The sequence below is a fragment of the Gemella haemolysans genome (assembly GCF_901873445.1).
GTDB lineage: Bacteria > Bacillota > Bacilli > Staphylococcales > Gemellaceae > Gemella > Gemella haemolysans_C.
In genome coordinates, this window is record NZ_CABFLN010000032.1 from 1 (window position 1) to 17,485 (window position 17,485).

14 protein-coding genes, 1 pseudogene and 1 riboswitch are annotated in these 17,485 nt (G+C 31.0%); of the genes and pseudogenes, 8 read left to right on the forward strand and 7 right to left on the reverse strand.

Features of this window, described 5'->3' with window-relative positions:
- Window positions 1–115: 115 nt before the first annotated feature.
- The 3 genes from JX287_RS05140 (at window position 116) to JX287_RS05150 (ending at window position 4,836) form a co-directional block, all read left to right on the forward strand.
- Window positions 116–922: a DUF6612 family protein gene (locus JX287_RS05140; RefSeq protein ID WP_204643140.1), complete on the forward strand. Its 807-nt coding sequence runs from the start codon at window positions 116–118 to the stop codon at window positions 920–922.
- Between the two features lie 1,097 nt (window positions 923–2,019).
- Complete coding sequence (glmS, locus tag JX287_RS05145; protein ID WP_204643142.1) at window positions 2,020–3,822, forward strand: glutamine--fructose-6-phosphate transaminase (isomerizing); 1,803 nt, start codon at window positions 2,020–2,022, stop codon at window positions 3,820–3,822.
- A gap of 133 nt (window positions 3,823–3,955) precedes the next feature.
- Window positions 3,956–4,068, forward strand: a riboswitch (FMN riboswitch).
- A gap of 207 nt (window positions 4,069–4,275) precedes the next feature.
- Window positions 4,276–4,836: an ECF transporter S component gene (locus JX287_RS05150; protein WP_204643150.1), complete on the forward strand. Its 561-nt coding sequence runs from the start codon at window positions 4,276–4,278 to the stop codon at window positions 4,834–4,836.
- Window positions 4,837–4,971: 135 nt separating this feature from the next.
- On the opposite strand, the gene JX287_RS05155 is transcribed toward JX287_RS05150, so the two are convergent.
- Window positions 4,972–5,328: a DUF1310 family protein gene (locus tag JX287_RS05155; protein WP_204643152.1), complete on the reverse strand. Its 357-nt coding sequence runs from the start codon at window positions 5,326–5,328 to the stop codon at window positions 4,972–4,974.
- A gap of 323 nt (window positions 5,329–5,651) precedes the next feature.
- On the opposite strand from JX287_RS05155, the gene hemH reads away from it, so the two are divergent.
- Together hemH and JX287_RS05165 are read left to right on the forward strand one after the other, a co-directional pair.
- Entirely contained in the window at window positions 5,652–6,812 is a 1,161-nt protein-coding gene (hemH, locus tag JX287_RS05160) for a ferrochelatase (RefSeq protein ID WP_204643159.1), read from the forward strand.
- A 304-nt stretch (window positions 6,813–7,116) separates the two neighbouring features.
- The gene (locus tag JX287_RS05165) at window positions 7,117–7,632 is read left to right on the forward strand and encodes a rhodanese-like domain-containing protein (protein ID WP_204643161.1); all 516 of its coding nucleotides are present in this window, start codon (window positions 7,117–7,119) and stop codon (window positions 7,630–7,632) included.
- A 280-nt stretch (window positions 7,633–7,912) separates the two neighbouring features.
- Here JX287_RS05165 and yidD read toward each other — a convergent pair whose 3' ends face one another.
- On the reverse strand, window positions 7,913–8,164 hold the full coding sequence (yidD, locus tag JX287_RS05170) for a membrane protein insertion efficiency factor YidD (RefSeq protein WP_204643163.1): 252 nt from the start codon (window positions 8,162–8,164) through the stop codon (window positions 7,913–7,915).
- Between the two features lie 249 nt (window positions 8,165–8,413).
- On the opposite strand from yidD, the gene JX287_RS05175 reads away from it, so the two are divergent.
- Window positions 8,414–8,848 carry a Dps family protein gene (locus JX287_RS05175; protein WP_204643165.1) on the forward strand — a complete coding sequence of 145 codons (435 nt, stop codon included), beginning with the start codon at window positions 8,414–8,416 and terminating at the stop codon, window positions 8,846–8,848.
- A 62-nt stretch (window positions 8,849–8,910) separates the two neighbouring features.
- Here JX287_RS05175 and yycI read toward each other — a convergent pair whose 3' ends face one another.
- From yycI to JX287_RS05200, 5 genes and pseudogenes are all read right to left on the reverse strand, one after another.
- Window positions 8,911–9,711: a two-component system regulatory protein YycI gene (yycI, locus tag JX287_RS05180; protein ID WP_204643175.1), complete on the reverse strand. Its 801-nt coding sequence runs from the start codon at window positions 9,709–9,711 to the stop codon at window positions 8,911–8,913.
- Window positions 9,708–11,021, reverse strand: a complete 1,314-nt coding sequence (yycH, locus tag JX287_RS05185; RefSeq protein ID WP_204643178.1) for a two-component system activity regulator YycH — start codon at window positions 11,019–11,021, stop codon at window positions 9,708–9,710. The genes yycI and yycH overlap by 4 nt, the downstream gene beginning before the upstream one ends.
- An 11-nt stretch (window positions 11,022–11,032) precedes the next feature.
- A complete protein-coding gene (locus JX287_RS05190; RefSeq protein ID WP_204643180.1) occupies window positions 11,033–12,961 on the reverse strand; it encodes an ATP-binding protein in 1,929 nt (642 codons plus the stop codon).
- Window positions 12,961–13,665 carry a response regulator YycF gene (yycF, locus tag JX287_RS05195; RefSeq protein WP_204643182.1) on the reverse strand — a complete coding sequence of 235 codons (705 nt, stop codon included), beginning with the start codon at window positions 13,663–13,665 and terminating at the stop codon, window positions 12,961–12,963. Before yycF ends, JX287_RS05190 begins: the two co-directional genes overlap by 1 nt.
- A gap of 578 nt (window positions 13,666–14,243) precedes the next feature.
- Window positions 14,244–15,255, reverse strand: a pseudogene (locus JX287_RS05200) (hypothetical protein).
- A gap of 272 nt (window positions 15,256–15,527) precedes the next feature.
- On the opposite strand from JX287_RS05200, the gene JX287_RS05205 reads away from it, so the two are divergent.
- Both JX287_RS05205 and JX287_RS05210 read left to right on the forward strand, forming a co-directional pair.
- Window positions 15,528–16,082, forward strand: a complete 555-nt coding sequence (locus JX287_RS05205; RefSeq protein WP_204643184.1) for a flavodoxin family protein — start codon at window positions 15,528–15,530, stop codon at window positions 16,080–16,082.
- Between the two features lie 459 nt (window positions 16,083–16,541).
- The coding region (locus tag JX287_RS05210) for a YhgE/Pip domain-containing protein (RefSeq protein ID WP_204643186.1) at window positions 16,542–17,485 on the forward strand (944 nt) is incomplete at its 3' end.

Genomic DNA, 17,485 nt, shown 5'->3' on the forward strand with positions numbered 1-17,485 from the left:
AGACTTATAATATAGTAATATCAGCTATAATATGATAGAATAATGCTATAAAAATAAATTTATAAAAATAGATTCCTTATACTAGTCTATTTTAATTAATGTTAAGGAGATACACATGACAAAATCACTAAAAAAATATCTATTGCTTATTGCAACGGTTATTCTTTCAGTTACTCTTGCTGCTTGTGGCATGGGAACTTCCGCAGAACAAATCGTCAATAAATCAGTAGAATCATCTAAAAATATTAAGAGTACAGATTTCGAAGCTACAAACCAATCTGAAATTTTAGTTGGTGAACAAAATCAAACAATTGAAAATACTGTATCTGGTTCATTAATCATGGATCCACTTGCAATGAAAGCAACTACTGATGTAAAAGCTCAAGGACAGAGCCAAACATTAGAATTGTACATTAAAGATGGAACAGCTTATGCAAAATCAACAGGACAAAACGAATGGGTTAAAAGTTCAAACAACAATATAACAGCACAATTTGAAAATCTTAAAAAGATTGCTAATTCAGATAAAATTTTAGAATTCTATAAAAAAATCGCTAAAGATTTCAAGAAAACTGAAGAAAACGGAAACTACGTACTAACATATACAGGAAATGGTGATCAATTCAAAGATCTTATGGTTGCTATCGCTAACGCGTCTTCAGGTAGCGAAGTAACTGCTAGTGCATTTAACAACGTTGATTTCAAAAACGTTTCAATTAAACTTGTTGTTACTAAAGACTTCACACCAGTCAACAACGAAATAACAATGGAACTTGCAACTAAAGATACTTCAAACCCAACTACGATGAAAATTAAACAAATCATCAAATATTCTAACGTAAATAACGTTAAAGAAATCAACCTTCCTGATGAAGTAAAAAACGCTAAAGAAGTAGCTACTGATTCACAAAAACAAGAATAATAAAATTCCCTACTTGCTCAAAACCGAGTGAGTAGGTTTTTTTATTCAATCTTATACTTCTACAATTATAAAAATTAAGGTTAAATTTTTAGATACTTTATTTTAATATCTAAGTTTATGTAAATATATCCTTTCAGTTTACAATGCCCTTTTCATCTAGTATAATAATATGTACAATTAAAATATTAGGAGGTAATTTGAATTTATAATTATAGCGCCCGAACTAAGTTCTAAAGGTTAAATTGAGCTTAGTTGACGAGGAAAAAAGTTATCGAAAATTCGGCGGATGCTTTTTCGGAACCAGAGAGTTTCGTTAGATAATGTACAACGGGGTGCACTTTACTATTTCTAGGAACGAAGAGACGACGAAATAGTTAGGTACAGCGTATGCAACAGCAACTTAGTTTTTAAGGAAGAATGACGTAAAAACTTTAGTTGCCACTGCTGGGGTGTACCTAAGTATCTTTAGGAACATAGTGACGACAAGATACTTAGGTAAGTAAGAGTATAATATTTTATAAAATATGTTAAGTCGTACTTAGACGCAGTGGTTTATTGATTTCAAAGATCGCTTTATAAAAGCTCTTTTGAAATCTAATAAACTGTGCGGGGGCGACTTGCCAAAATCGATTTCTTCGAAATCGCGATTTTTAAGTCACTCCCAACTTAGTTTTAAGGAAGAATGACGTAAAAACTTTAGTTGCCACTGCTGGGGTAGATTTTACTATTTCTAGGAACGAAGAGACGACGAAATAGTTACAGTGGCTACTAACAAAATATTTCGTCATTTCATTCCTTATATTTTGAGTAGCTGTTGTCTAAGTTACTCGATAAGGTTTCTTTTCATCTTTTTGATTCAAGAAACCTAACGATTAACTCATAGCTATAGCGTATGCAACAGCAACTTGGTTTTTAAGGAAGTATAACGTAAAAAACTTGCCCTTCAAAATCATTATCCTCTCTCTATTAGACTCATATTACTTTCTTTTAGGTTAACATAAACTAGGAGGAATACAATATTTTTGAGTGAATATAATTTTCATAGTACTTTCTATGAGAGATTAATTAAATAAAGAAAAAAGCGAGGAATTTTTTATATGTGTGGAATTGTAGGATTTGTTGGAGAAGCAAATGGAGTTAAATTTTTAATTGATGGACTTAGTAGTCTTGAGTACCGTGGATACGACTCAGCTGGTATTGCTGGTGTTGTTAACGGAGAGGCTAGTGTTACTAAATCTGTAGGTCGTATTAAAAACCTAGAAGCCCTAATACCTGAAGGTCTTCACCTAGAGTTAGGTATTGGTCATACTCGTTGGGCTACTCACGGTGGAGTTAACACAACTAACTCTCACCCTCACCAAAGCTTCAACAAACGTTTTATTTTAGTTCACAACGGAGTTATCGAAAACTTCCAAGAACTTAAAGATAGATTTTTCAAAGATATAGAACTTGTTTCTGAAACTGATACTGAAGTTATCGTTCAATTAGTTCAAATATACAGCGATCGTGGTCTTGAAACTAAAGAAGCTTTCAAAAAAGCTGTATCTAAGTTGCAAGGATCTTATGCACTTTGTTTAATCGACACAGAAGATAAAGATACATTATATGTAGCAAAAAACAAAAGTCCACTTCTTATTGGACTAGGAGAAGAAAATAAAAATTATGTTGGTAGTGATGCTTTAGCAATGATTAAGTACACTAACAACTTCTTAGAAATCAACGACGGTGAAATTGTTATCGTGAAAAAAGATAGCGTAACTATCGAAGATAGAGAAGGTAATGCCGTGGAACGTGAAAGTTTCTCAACTAACTTAAACGCTGGAGAAATTGATAAAGGTATCCACGAGCATTACATGATTAAAGAAATTAACGAGCAAGTAGGAGCTATGCGTAATATCATCTCTCACTACTTCGATGGACACGATGTAAATATTGACAGCGAAATTATTAACAACGTAAAAGATGCGGATAGATTATACATTATTGGATGTGGTACAAGTTATAACGCTGGTTTAGTAGGAAGAAACTACTTCGAAAAATGGGCTGGTATCCCAACAGAAGTACACCTAGCATCAGAATTTGCTTACAACGTACCATTATTATCTAAAAACCCAATGTTCATCTTCCTTTCTCAATCAGGAGAAACAGCTGACCTTCGTGCAGTACTAACAAAATTGCGTAGTGTAAATGAAGATTATAAATTCTTAGTACTTACTAACGTTGATGCTTCAACTCTATCTCGTGAATGTGACTATACATTATTACTTCACGCAGGTGTTGAAATCGCAGTTGCATCTACTAAAGCATATACTGCTCAAATCGCAACATTAAGTATATTAGCTTACGAAGTAGCTAAACAACTTTCTAAACAACCTAAATTTGATATCGAGCAAGAGTTATCAGTAATTACTTCAGCAATCGAATCAATCTTAGATGATACAAAAACTATCAAAGACTTAGCTAAAAACTTATTCACAGAACGCAATGCATTCTATATCGGACGTGGAATCGACTACTATAGTGCATGTGAAGCAGCTTTAAAACTTAAAGAAGTTTCATATATTCAAACAGAAGGATTTGCCGGAGGAGAATTAAAACACGGTACAATCGCTCTTATAGAAGAAAGAACACCAGTAGTGGCTCTTATTACAAGCGCTAAACTAGACTTAAATACACGTAGTAACGTAAGTGAAGTGGCTAGCCGTGGAGCTAATACTCTAATCATTACATTAGAAAAATTAGCTCGTAAAGGTGACTATGCTATTCCTAACGTAAATGAAGATCTTGCTCCAATCGCAAGTATCGTTGTTACACAATTATTCGCATACTATGCAGCTTATACTAAAGGTTTAGATGTGGATAAACCACGTAACTTAGCTAAATCAGTAACAGTAGAATAATTTCTAAAAATAAAGTATTTAAGTAGCTCAGAAAATTTATTTCTGAGCTACTTCTATCTATTAAAAAAAGTTAAGCCTTTTCTCTTTACAAACTAAAGTCTTCGGTTTATAATAAACCTATAATAAATAATTAAATTATCTTCGGGGCAGGGTGAAATTCCCGACCGGCGGTTAAAGTCCGCGAGCGCAAGCTGATTTGGTGAAATTCCAAAACCGACAGTACAGTCTGGATGATAGAAGATATAGAATTAATAAACTTGCACATATAACCTTACTACATATGTATATTTGTCATACAATGTATTGTGCAATGCTTATTTTTCATACCTTTCAGTCCCGCTTTAAATTTTTTAAAGTGGTGTTTTTTATATCTAATATAGATTTTAAATGCACCTTTTTAAAAATTATATTGCGGTTATTTTTTGCCTATGAAGATAGGAAAGAGGATTTAATATGTACAAAAAAAATGTTCATTCACTTGTTTTAAGTGGTATGCTTGCAGTTATTGCTCTACTTCTATCTTTTTTTAGTTTTGCTGTGCCATTCTTGCCACCATTTCTAAAATTTGATTTCACGTTTATTCCGCTGTTCATGGCGTTGTTATTATTAGGTTACAAAGATGCACTTTTAGTGTCATTCTTAAAAAACTTCCTACACTTCGCATTATTATCACATGAACCAATCGGATCAATTGCCAATATCGTAGTTGAATTTACTTTCATTAGTATTATCGTACTTTTCTACAAAAAAGGTACTGCTAAAACTATTATTGGTGGAGTCTTAGGAACACTAGCAATAACATTATTCATGTCATTACTTAACTACTTCGTGTTACTTCCAGCGTATGGATATATTATGAATCTAGCAGACATTGTGACTAACATAAAAACTATTGTAGCTGTTGGTATCGTACCATTCAACCTATTAAAAGGTGCTTTAGTAACATTCTTATTCTTCGTTACTAAGAGTGTTTATAGATCAATACCAACAAGTATTCGCAGTCGTTTTGCATAAAAATAAAACTAAACAATTAATTTAACCATGAAAAATTCCTCCATTACACTCACCTTACTGTAATGGAGGATTCCTTTTTTATTATTTCCTAGGGAATATTTTATTCCAAAATTATTTTTACACCCTACAACTATCTTATTCACTCAATAGTTCATCTAATTTTTCCGAATGTGCTACTTCTTCTACATTCACATCTTTTTCATCAAGTACCGTATCAATATTTAACTTCTCATCATTATTAACTATTAATCTAGCGTAGATTTTCTCCCCTACACTTCTAATACTCTCATAATCAATCTTATAATCTTTTATTTTAGCTTTTGTAGTAAATGCCAATTTATCTTTTTCTAAAATTATTTTCTCATAAAAACCACGAGCATCCGCCGTTCTTACAATTCTAACTATCTCTTTATATTTAGGATTGTTTTTCATATAAATAACTCCACCTACAGCAGCCATAAATGTTATTGCTCCTAATATTTTTTTTCTCACTTAAACACTTCCTCCTTTTTACAACTACCAATCGGAGATTTTAAAACTCTCTTATTAGTGTACTTTTTAGTTATCTTATATATTATAACTTTTCTAAGGTTTTTGCAATAGTTTTTTATGATTTCTTACACTTTATAACTCTGATATATTTCTACTTACCCCCTACATAATTACTACACAAATATAACAGTCTAAGTAATTTAAGTTTAATTAATATGATATTGTAATTGATAATAATTTCTGTAATAATATAAAAAAACGTGTGTTTTAGTACAAAAAGTGGTATAATCGTATATAACTATACAATTATGAGAGGTTAAATAATGAAAAAAGCTATTTTAGTTATGACATATGGAACACCTGAGGATTATACATTTGAAGGCGTAGCTAAATTTTTCACGAATATTAGAAGAGGAGTTCGTCCTAACGATGATGAAATCAACTTATTATTAAAAAACTATCTTCGCATCGAAGGTTCTCCCCTTCAAGAAATAACACTTAAAGAAGTTAATTTGTTAAAAGAGGCTGTACAAGATGAATATAGAGTATACTTCGCAAATAAATTCTCTTCTCCATATATCCCGGATGTAATTTCAAAAATGGAAGAAGACAATATTGAAGAATGTATTTGTTTAATTTTAGAACCTCATTATTCATTCTATTCTATTATGGGATATGAAAGATTTATTAAGAGTGATAAAATCAAATTTAATATAATAAAATCTTGGTATAAAGAAGAAAAATTAATTGAATTTTGGGCTGATGAAATCAAAAAAATTATCAATACAGAAATTAAAGATGATAGCTACAAAGTAATTTTTTCTGCACATAGCGTGCCTGAAATTGCTTTAAAATATAACGACCCTTATGTTGATCAAATCTTTGATATGACTAGGATTATAGCAGACAAAATAGGACTTGATAAAGATAACTATACAAATACGTGGCAGAGTGAAAGTGATATCGGTATGCCGTGGATTAAGCCGGATGTACTAGAATATTTAAGAGACCAAAAAGAGCATCCAAAACACTATATATTTGTACCACTTAGTTTTATAAGTGAACATATTGAAATCCTTTTTGATAATGATGTTGAATGTCGTGAACTTTGCGAAGAATTTGAAGTAGCATATCATAGACCACCAATGCCTAACTATGATGCTCGTTTAATAAAAGCTCTAGTTTCTGCAATTAACGATAATAAAGATAATCCTTTTATCTATCACAATCCAGAAAAAACAACATTTAATGAGATGGATAAAGAGAAAGCCGAGATGCCTGACTTCGTTAAAAAGATGCTAGCTAATAAAAAGGATAGTGAAAAACCTGAAATGCCCGACTTCGTTAAAAAAATGCTGGCTAACAAGAAAGACGGCGAAAAACCTGAAATGCCTGACTTCGTTAAAAAAATGTTAGCCAACAAAGAAACAAGTCGTAAAACCAAAATTCTTAATTTCGTTAAAAGTATATTTAGTAAAAAGTAATATTTTATAAATAAATACTGTAAAAAGATATAACTCAGTTACTACTAGCTAGCAACTGAGTTTACTTTTATGCAAAAAATATAAATTCGTCATCTTACGTTATTTGAAATACAAAATTAATAAACACATTAATTTTATATTATTTTTTATATGTTTTAGATTACATTTCTTAGTTTACATATATTAAAAGCAACAATAACAATTATACATTATCTTAATTAAATCAAATTTTATTACATAATTTGTTTATAGTTAGTGTTTTTTATGTTATAATAAAAGTGAAAATTAAAGGAGGAACAAATTCATGAAAAAAAATAAAATTACTTTAGCTTTATCGAGCATACTACTTTCTGTATCTTTAGTTGGTTGTAGCAGTGGCGATGGACTTAACCGTTCCGCAAAAGATGGTAAAGAAAACGAAGTGGAAAAAGCATCCATAAAACTTGTTAAAGCTACAAAAACTGGGGATTATAATTTAATAAGTGCAGACGAATTAAAAAAATCTATCGATAGCAAAGAAGATATGATTTTAATCAACACCATTCCTTCTGATCGCTTCGAAAAAACAAAAATCAAAGGCGCTGTTAACGCTGGTTTACCTAAAGAAATGAAAGATTTAAAACCAGAGGAAAAAGAAGCATTCTTAAAAACTTTAGGTTCAGATAAGGATAAAAAAATCGTTATCTATTGTGGATTTGTCGCTTGTGAAAGAAGCCACGTCGGAGCAGTATTAGCAAAAGAGGCTGGATATAAAAATGTCTATAGATTCCCGGGCGGAATTGCCGCATGGTTAGATGCTGGAAATAGCATTGATAAATAGCTTTAGCTCTTGCATATGTGGATAATTATGAGGATTTACCTCACTTTTGCAATGAAAATCACTGTTTGTGGGTAATTATGAGGATTTACCTCACTTTTGCAATGAAAATCACTGTTTGTGGGTAATTATGAGGATTTACCTGCAAATACATTAATAAAACTCGTTATATTGTTGAAACAACCCCTTATTATCTTTTCAACAAATCAATCAACATTCCAAAATTTTTATCCAAATATAACAATTTCGCCCAATAAAGAGGCAGCTGATTTCAGCTACCTCTTTATTTTTTTCTATTAAATTTAAATATTTCCCTTTTAAATAAAGGAACATTATCAAAATACTCTCCCTTATAGAAAGGATGACACTTTGAAAGTCTTTTTACAGTTAAGTAAGTCCCCAGGAAAAAACCAAACCTTTTATAACTTTCCATTGCATAAGACGAACATGTTGGTGAAAATCTACATGTAGGTCTTGTATAACGTGATATATGCCTTCTATATAATTTTATTAAAAATACACATAACTTCGCCATTAAAAGCACTCCTTTCTGCTTTATTTTAACAATTCACTAGATTAATTTCAACTTATTACTCCAAAAATACAACAACTGCCTTCGATACTGATTATCATTTATAATTTTTCGCCTTGGAAAACATTGTCAAATCAACTTTTATTTTAGATAATAATTCTCAATAACTATTATAAGTCTATAAACTTTACATAACGTACTTATGGTGCTATAATTTAAGCATAAATTACAAAATAAAGGAGAGAATTTAAAATGACACGTAAAACAGAATTAAACAAACTTGTAGCAAATTTAACAGTATTATACACAAAATTACACAGCTTCCACTGGTATGTAACTGGACGTAGCTTTTACACACTACACGAAGTATTTGAGAACTATTACAACTACACAACTGAATCTTTAGATGAAGTTGCTGAAAGATTATTAGCAATCGGAGGACGCCCAGTTTCTACACTTAAAGGTGCTTTAGAAATCGCAACAATCAAAGAAGCAACTGAAAAAGAAACAACTAAAGAAATGGTTGCAGCTGTATTCCACGATTTCGAACTATTAATCAATGACTTAACTCACCTTATGAGTGTAGCTGAAGAAGAAGGAGATCAAGGTACTTCTGACTTAGCATTAGGTCTAAAAACTCAATTAGAAAAAAATGTTTGGATGTTACGTTCTTACTTAGCAGACTAATAACATATCTAAAAAAAAGCTATCCACCACTCAGATGTGATGGATAGCTTTTTTATACCTATCTATGAACTATGTCCTTTTCTGTTTAAAATATTCAAGTTTATAGCATCCACATAATAGTTGCTCACCTGACCATCTTTATCACTTATTTCAACATTCCAAGTTGGTATTAATACTTGGTTTTCTGTTTGTGAAATGTAAGTATAATATCCTAATGTAGCACGAACTCTACAATTTTTTGGAATTAAATCTTCATGATATAACCTATTTATAGCTTGATTAGATGCAACTAGAGTTTCATTTTTATCTTTTCTTATGTTAGAAACTCCTGTTAAAGTAAAATGTTTTATATCCCCATTACTCTCAACACTAAAGACAATCCTAGCATTTTTATTAGAAAATACTCTAAAACTGTCAATCTGTTGTTCATAAATAACCTCGTTTTTATTAGCATTGTAACTAGAGAATACATAGTTTGCACTCAACTTCAATTTTTCAAGTAAAAATGAGTCTAGTTCAGCTCTATAACTGCCTTTGTTAACATTAGTTATAGCATTTTCTGAACTAACCTTTAGAGTTGATGTTTTATCTACATTTTCAACCTCGAATTTCAATCCACTCTCTTCTCTTTTAAAATCTTTCAAGTCAGAAATAGTTACATTAACATACCCAAGATTATCACGTTTTGTTGCATTTTCTTCAACTGTTATATTATCATTTTTCATAGAACGCTCTATGATTTCTTTTTCTTGGACAATCTCGGTTTTATTTTTTTGAACTGTATAGACATAAAAAGTTAATAAGACCGCATTTAAAGCAATAAATAGGTAAATAAATAATGTTTTCATCTTGCCCCAATTCATAGTCTCTCTCCCTTATCTATCATTTCTTTTAGTTTTTTAAAACTTACATATCTATCATTATACTTCACATACCATGCAGGAGTATAACTAAAACTATTTCTATCTTTGTTGTAAGTTTTATCATATCCTAAAACTATATCACCTATTTCTTTCAAATTAACTCTCTCATAAAGATAATTTATTACATACTCAGTTTTTTCTACAGAATACAATTCCGCTTCTTTCGATGAAAGATAAGTCTTAGTCAACTTCTTCGGTGAGGTCAGTTTATATATCCCACTACTATTATCTTCTGAAATAATATCAGCATGACCATCTTTACTAAAAGCTATAGAATCTTTATATGCTTCTTGGAAAATACTAATCCCTTCTAAAGCAGTTGTCAGTTGATAATTAGTGTCCCCAACATAACCTAACTCTAAAAAGCTAATAGTATTATTAATAGCGATAGTAGCACCTACCTCACGACCACCTTCATTAGATGGATTTGTATATACTAATCTATTATTCATAACTCTTAATATTCCATATCCATCGGTTACTTCATCTTCATTACTAATTCTAAGATTATCTTTTTTCTCAAAAATATCTTTCGCCAGTCTATTTAAATTAACATCTTCAGCACTATATTCATCAATAACATTATCCTCATCACCCTCTTTTAAATATATGAATTTATTATTCAAACTGTATTTCGCATAATTTTGCTTTTTCTCATTGAACTTACTATTTATTTTTTCATATATATCTTGTTTTAAAGTAATTTGAAGATAGTTTTTATCGTCTTTTTTATATAGATAAATCATATTAGGTCTATCTTTTAATAAAACTATAGTATCAAACTCTAAACTCACGTTCGAATTATCTTCAGAAAAAAATAACGGTTTAAGCAGTGCCGAGTCTAGAGTAACTTGATAATTTATCAATATTTTTTCAACGTTATTAGTCGTAATATCTTCTATGTTACGGTTTCTAACCCTAGATTCCGTACTCTCACTATCCGAAAGTAGCGACAATAACTCTTTTAATACTTTTTTATCTTTGACTCCTTCTACACTCGCTACTTTTGTTATTGTATTTTGAATTATAGTTTCTTCCCTTGCTCCTTCCTGATTCTTCACGACACTATCGGGTATAAGGAAGTTTAAAAGGTTATTTTTATTTGAATCAACTGATTTTTGAGTAGATCTTTTTGTGAAAATTTCATAATCTGGTTGATAAGTAATAATAAGATAAGATAAAGTCAAACTTAGTAAAACAAGTATGCCTAAAATTACTGATTTTACAGTTTCCTTTTTTCTACTTCTCATACTACTCACCTCTATAACCATTCATCATCTATTTGTTCACAAGGTAGTGTTACAAATATTATGCTTCCATAACCTTCTCTACTTTGTGCCCAAATACGACCTTTATGAGCTTCTACAATAGTCTTAGCTAAAGCTAATCCTAAACCTGTTCCACCCATACTTCTTTGTCTACTCTTATCAACTCTATAAAATCTATTAAAGATTTTATCAATGTGAACTAAAGGTATTCCTACCCCTTCATCTTTTATAGAAATACTCACCCTATTATGGTGATAATTCTGTCTAACTCTTATAGTAATATTCTTACCATTTGGAGAATATTTTATTGCGTTATTGACAATATTGTCAAACACCTGTGTAAGTTTATCTTGGTCTCCTTCAACAAATATCGGCGTTTTAGAAATATGTTTTATAAAATTCTTTTCTGGATGTGTTAGTGCAAATCTATCTGTAATCTGCTCAAGCATTTTATTTATATCGATGAACTCTTTTTCATAATGCTCTTCTTTAATATCCATTTTCCCAAGTTGCATAAGTTCATTTACCATTCTTATCATACGCGTAGTTTCTTTATGAATAGTATCTATAAACTGAGGAGCAAGCTCCTTATCTTCCAACACACCTTCTTCTAACGCTTCAATATAACTATTCATAGTCGTTAGAGGTGTACGAAGTTCATGAGATACAGTCGATACAAACTCGCGTCGTTCTTTTTCCTGACGTTCCTGATCTGTTACATCATAAAGTACTATAATGTACCCTTCTAATTCCGTAGACATTTGCGTTAAATCTTCTGTATCTTCTTTTTCAATCTTAGAAATTTCAGCTCGTAAAAGTAGCTCGTCATCAGTTTTTGAAGTATTAACAAGAAGACTATCTTCGGCTTCTAGTATCTCTTCTATACTTTCATATTCCGTGATATTAAGAATCTTCAGAACATCTTTTCCTATAAAAATCTCATCATCACGTCCACCTAGCATATCCTCTGCACTAGTATTTATCAGAATTATCCTTCCGTTATTATCAGTTGTAATAATCCCGTCCATCATACTTTCGATGATAGTCGCCAGTTTCCTACGCTCTATCTCAGTCACAGCCTGTTCTTCTTCAATTCTCCTAGAAATCTGATTAAATACTTTGGCAAGATCACCGATTTCATCATCTGCATCTATACCAACTACCGTACCATAATTCCCTAAGGCCATCTTCTTAACCTGCGAACTCATTTTTTCAATGGAACTCGTTACAGTTTTTGAAGCAACAAATCCTATAACAGTAGTAATTAATATCGACAATATAGTTCCTACTATAAAGATTCTCGAAATACTATTTACCTCTTGGTACACACTCTCTATATCTGCCATAAGAGAGATTACACCTACAACCTCATTATCTTTTTTTACAGGACTCACATAGATCCAAACACGCTTATTACTATCAGCATTATTTTGAATCTGTTTCGTACTTTCTCCTGTTTTTATAACTTGGCTTACAAGCGGATCAAACGATCTCTTAGCAAGATACTCATCATTTCCATTTTTTGAAGAACTAGCCAAAATTTTCGAATCATTATCTATAACATTAACTAACAATAGTTTTTGAATATTAAATTCACTGACTAGTTTTGCAATTCCACTTTTTGAATCACGACTACTATTAGCAGTATCATTTTGATCAGCATTATTCTCTAAAACCTTCGAGTCTTCTGCATTCTTTCCGTTAATTTTATCGATTTCTTCTCGAACATGGTAATTAAGGATTTTCTCTTGCTCCATAATATTCTGTTCAAATGTATTTACGTTACTATTTCTTAATTGTGTTGTAAAGAACAATCCAATAAGTTGCAATGATATTATATTAACCAATACATATACTATTACGAACTTAGTTCGGATTGATGAAAAGAATCTTTTCTTGAATTTCTTACCGAAAAAACTCATTACTCTTCACCTATAAAGTAACCTACACCACGACGTGTCATTATATATTCAGGTTGCGATGAATCATCTTCTACTTTCTCACGTAATCTTCTCACAGTTACATCGACTGTTCTCACGTCACCAAAGTAATCATAACCCCACACTGTTTGCAGTAGATTTTCACGTGTTAAAACTTGTCCACGGTGTTGAGCAAGATAATAGAACAAATCAAATTCTCTGCGTGTAAGATCGATTTCCTCTCCATTTTTCTTAATAACATAAGCTTCTGGATAAATAACAATATCCTTGATTACAAGGTCACCACCACTTTTTTCCTCTACAACTTCTTCTTGTTGCTTAGTAACACGGCGTAGGTTTACCTTAACCCTCGCCATAAGCTCACGCGTTGAGAATGGTTTAGTCACGTAATCATCAGCTCCAAATTCTAATCCTAGAACCTTATCTATCTCACTATTTTTTGCTGTTAGCATAATAATTGGAATATTCTTTTTAGCACGTACTTCTCTACATACTTCCATTCCGTCTTTTTTCGGCAACATCAAATCTAGTAAAATTAAGTCAGGATTTTCACTAAAAGCAAGCTCTACTGCTTTTTCTCCATCATTAGCGACTATTACATCATAACCTTCTTTTTTTAAATTAAAATCTAGTATGTTAGCAATCGGTTCTTCATCATCGACTACTAGTATTTTATATTCTGCCATTTTCTTCCTCCTTAGATTTATACTAGGGAGTGACTCAAAAATCGTGATTTCGTAGAAATCGATTTTTTAGAGTCACCCCCGCAAAGTTTATTAGATATCTAAAAAGCTTTTATAAAGCGAATTTAGATATCAATAAACCACTGCGTCTATGAGTTCTCATATACACTCTGTTAAAATTTTGGACTTTTGGGTCAGCCCCTCTTCACTATGTTTTTTATAAAAAAATACTTTAAAGTACACTTTTATTTATTTAAAATAGTTTATATAATATATTCTTACATCACTGCAAGAATATATATAGCCAACTATATTATATCATTTTTTTCTGATAAGTTACAACTTTAAGCAAGCGATTTAGTAATAGGAATGTTATGACATCTAACATGTCATTGAGAACAACTCAAATATCACTCTTTCAGAAAATAAATTTCATCGGAGGTAACTCGACAAAGTCGATTTTGATGTATACCCAAAATTCTGGACACATATATATTCAGTTTAAACAAGTAGAGGTTATCCTGCATTGTACACATAACATCCCTTTTGAAATAAAGATACTCATCTCTTGAACTATTATTCTATCGTATATCCTCTAACTTCTCTTTAGCTTTCTCTATGTTTTCTAATATTGCTTTTATAAAAAATTCAAATTTAACATTATATGGATTTTTATTCAAATTAGATATTACAGTATCACTAGTAAGCAGTACATTTAATTGATTTTCTAATTCCGTAATACGTTCTTCAGAAAAATTACTCAATATACTTACTTCAGCTAAACTAAAATCCTTATATTCACCCGATAAAAAACTTTCATCTTCTTTTTTCTCAAAAGTCGCATCAAATGATTTCTTATATATATATATCTAAGAAACTCTTAATCCCGTGCATTCCCGCTTCTTTAACTATAATTTCATCACCCACATAATAACCAATAGAAAGCAACTCAGCTATACGCGTAAATATATCATACTCCGAAACAATTCTCTTAACAGAACCTGTAAAAGAAGCTTTCTTAATAGCGATTTTCTTCATATTTCTAAGATACTTTTTCATACGTGTAGCGTACAATTCTCCATCAACTTCTTTATCCATAAAAATATCTATACCACCAATTAGATATATCGGTGCAGCATTAAAAACTACACTCTCCTTTACATCATACTCAATCGCTACACGTTGGGCAATACTTCCACCTAAAGAATGACCTGTTAAAATAATATTATCCCCATATTTTTTCTTCATACGTGTATAAAATCTATAACATGAAGTTAGATGCTCTCCTTGACCCAAACATATACCAACTACATCAGTATACATATCTTTTTGTCTATCAAAATAAAAATTTGTTCCTGTATAAGCTAAAATATAATTTTCTTCAACAGTATTTTCAAATAATGTACCACTACTTCCTGTTTTTTCATCATAAAAACTAGCTACATACTCCAACTCTCCTGGAAAACTGCCTACCGTTTTTTGAAGATTAACATATTCTTTTATCATCCTTTTAGGAAGTTTAATTTTGTCCATTGCTTCTATATGATACACAATAAAAGATGCGTAACTTGTCACTTCAAACAATCTATCCATTACTATTTCTATCCATCCTCGCAATATTTCTTAATAAGTATTTTATCACAAACAATTAATTTTTTCTTATTTTTACATTACAAATAGCACTCCCTCAGGTTAGGTTTTCAATTTTTTTTAATTTTTTATAAAATCAAATTATAATTGATTTCGATTTTCAATTAGCTATTTAAAACGTTTAATTTTTTTGATATAATAATTATATAGATTTAATAAATACGGAATCAACTTACAGGATAATTATTTCCATATCCTAAGTGGGAGGATAAATTATGAAAATTTTACTTGCTTATTCTAGTAAAACAAAAAATACTAAAAAAGTAGCCGAGGCTATCTATGAACAGATAAAAGATCAAGGGGAAATTGATTTACTCGACATAAAAAAACAACGAAAAAAACTAGAGAAAGAATATGACTTTTATATTTTAGGAGCATGGACAGACAAAACAAATGCTAATAAAAATATGCAACGCTTCGTAGATCAACAAGAAATTCACGGAAAAGACGTAGCACTATTCTTAACTTGCGGTGTCCCTCGTGAACATTATCACGCTGATGATTCTATTAACAATTATATCGCATTTATGAAAGAAAGAAATAATAGAATCCATGAAACATTTGTTTGCCAAGGTAAAGTTGATCCAAAGGTTATGATAGTTTTCAAAATCCTTGCTTGGCATGACCCAAACTTCATTCACAAAGTTACACCAGACCTTGTAGATATGGTTAAAGAATCTAAAAAACATCCAGATCCAAAAGACTTAAAAGATGCACAAATCTGCTTTAAAAATTTATTAGAACATAAAATTGCTCACGCAACACCCTAAACAATATAACCTAAAGGGTAGTTATCCTCTATCAAAGAGATAGCTGCCTTTTTACATATTTTTTAATAATTATTTTTTTCTATAAATATAACTTTTTAAACACCCCCCTTTCCAAAAATAGTGAACTATTTTTTTCGTTAATTAGGATTTTTTACGATATATATTAACTAAATTATTTTAATTAATATATATTTCTTCATAAGGTTACATAATAATTACATCACTTAGCAAAAACTTAATAACAAGGCAATTTCTTGAACGTAAAATTTATTTAATAGTTATAATCTCTATCTCTATTATATATAATATACTTTAATATTAAACATAATTATTTTGCTATTACTTAAAAATATTTTGACTTTTAGTATATAAGATTGTAAAATATCTTAAGTGATATGAAACCATATCATCAAATTCAATGCAATGAAATTTCATCGATGAAATTTCTTAGGAGGAATTATGATAAAAAAAGAATTTAGTAGCCTTTTAAAGAGCAAAGGTTTAAAAGCTACCATGGCTATCGTTCTTCTAGTTCCTATTTTATATTCAGGAACCTTCCTAAAATCCGTTTGGAATCCATATGGCAACACCGAAAATATGAAAGTTGGGGTTGTTAATCTAGACCAAAAAGTAGATTTTAATGGGAAAACTCTAGAAGTCGGAAATTCAATGGTCAATAAACTAAAAGAAAACAAAAAAGTAAGTTGGCAATTCGTTGATAAAGATACAGCCGATAAAGAACTACGCGAAGGAGACTACTATATGGTAGTTACAATTCCACAGAATTTTTCTAAAAATGCTACATCTTTATCAAACGATAACCCAGAAAAAATGAACATCGACTTTACTACCAATTTTACAAAAAGTAAAAATGGTGAGAAAATCATGGAAACTGTAGCAAGTAACCTAACAAACACTGTTAAGGATCAAGTTGTAAAAACTTATACAGCTACTTTATACAGCAAGTTTTCTGAGATTGGAGAATCTCTTCACAAAGCAGCTGATGCTTCAAATCAACTGAATACCGGACTTGGTCGTCTTAGCGAAGGTGGTCAAAAACTCGGAAGTGGTATCAATCAACTTACCGATGGCTCTGGTCGTCTTTCTAATGGACTTGGTCGCCTTAGTGATGGTGGTCAAAGACTTAGCAACGGTATTAACCAACTTGCTGATGGGTCTAGCCGACTTTCTAATGGACTTAATCGCCTTAGCGATGGCGGGCAAAGACTTGGTAGTGGTATTAACCAACTATCTGAAGGATCATGGAGACTAACTGCCGGACTTTATCGCCTTAGCGATGGTGGAATAAAACTCGGCAATGGGATTAATGAACTTGCTAATGGTTCTAAACGTCTAACCGATGGACTAACTCGTCTTAGCGATGGTGGACAAAGACTTAACAA

What these genes read in the sequence shown, in the direction of transcription:
- JX287_RS05140 (WP_204643140.1), top strand. Translation starts at nt 116, where the DNA reads ATGACAAAATCACTAAAAAAATATCTATTGCTTATTGCAACGGTTATT.
- glmS (WP_204643142.1), top strand. Translation starts at nt 2,020, where the DNA reads ATGTGTGGAATTGTAGGATTTGTTGGAGAAGCAAATGGAGTTAAATTT.
- JX287_RS05150 (WP_204643150.1), top strand. Translation starts at nt 4,276, where the DNA reads ATGTACAAAAAAAATGTTCATTCACTTGTTTTAAGTGGTATGCTTGCA.
- hemH (WP_204643159.1), top strand. Translation starts at nt 5,652, where the DNA reads ATGAAAAAAGCTATTTTAGTTATGACATATGGAACACCTGAGGATTAT.
- JX287_RS05165 (WP_204643161.1), top strand. Translation starts at nt 7,117, where the DNA reads ATGAAAAAAAATAAAATTACTTTAGCTTTATCGAGCATACTACTTTCT.
- yidD (WP_204643163.1), bottom strand. Translation starts at nt 8,164, where the DNA reads ATGGCGAAGTTATGTGTATTTTTAATAAAATTATATAGAAGGCATATA.
- JX287_RS05175 (WP_204643165.1), top strand. Translation starts at nt 8,414, where the DNA reads ATGACACGTAAAACAGAATTAAACAAACTTGTAGCAAATTTAACAGTA.
- yycI (WP_204643175.1), bottom strand. Translation starts at nt 9,711, where the DNA reads ATGAATTGGGGCAAGATGAAAACATTATTTATTTACCTATTTATTGCT.
- yycH (WP_204643178.1), bottom strand. Translation starts at nt 11,021, where the DNA reads ATGAGAAGTAGAAAAAAGGAAACTGTAAAATCAGTAATTTTAGGCATA.
- JX287_RS05190 (WP_204643180.1), bottom strand. Translation starts at nt 12,961, where the DNA reads ATGAGTTTTTTCGGTAAGAAATTCAAGAAAAGATTCTTTTCATCAATC.
- yycF (WP_204643182.1), bottom strand. Translation starts at nt 13,665, where the DNA reads ATGGCAGAATATAAAATACTAGTAGTCGATGATGAAGAACCGATTGCT.
- JX287_RS05205 (WP_204643184.1), top strand. Translation starts at nt 15,528, where the DNA reads ATGAAAATTTTACTTGCTTATTCTAGTAAAACAAAAAATACTAAAAAA.